This is a genomic window from Clostridium sp. MCC344 (assembly GCF_018785365.1).
Classification (GTDB): domain Bacteria; phylum Bacillota; class Clostridia; order Lachnospirales; family Lachnospiraceae; genus Pilosibacter.
Map to the genome: position 1 here is coordinate 1 of NZ_WQPQ01000092.1, position 618 is coordinate 618.

The 618-nt window shown below is 51.0% G+C and carries 1 protein-coding gene; it reads left to right on the top strand.

Annotated elements, in window-relative coordinates:
* Window positions 1-252 (top strand): RNA polymerase sigma factor (locus GPK90_RS17845; RefSeq protein ID WP_275950600.1); only part of this gene is annotated, 252 nt, incomplete at its 5' end.
* Between the last annotated feature and the right edge of the window lie 366 nt (window positions 253-618).

The following is a 618-nucleotide window of genomic DNA, read 5'->3' on the forward strand; positions in this document are numbered from 1 at the left end:
CTGGAGCATGAAGCTCTCTTTGTCGCCTTATCTCCCCATGAACTGTATGAGCGGAAAGTGACCATGCAGGAGCTTCATGCGGCGATTGCCAGTCTGCCGAACAAACAGGCAAAACGGATTTATGCTCATTTCATTCTCGGCATGACCAAACAGGACATTGCCCGGGCAGAGGGCGTCCATGAAAAAGTGGTTCGTGTCGCAATCGAGCGAGGTCTGCGGCGCTTAGAAAAAATTTTGAAAAATTCTTTGTAAGGCGTACCGATTTAGACCGGAAAATGAAATGGTTTATGAGAGGCAAAACACTTCGGATCACAATGACCCGAGGTTCAGACAAGCCTCATGCAGATTGAAAATTGAATAAAAAGACACCCGGATACGAAGGGGAACGCGCTGTGTGACAGACCCGCCATGACCTCGGATTTCAGAGAAGACAGTCTTTGTAAAACTGAGCGAGCGAACAGGTCCATGCCATAGGTGGGGCAAGGCTGGCTCCACCGGAACAGGCGCAGAACCCGGATACTTGCGTTTAGTCACAGTCCGAGCGTTGAAGCGGCCTTGCAAGCCGTGAGCCGTCGCAGGCAATGAGAACGCCTTGCCATCAGAATGGGGAGAGTTGAA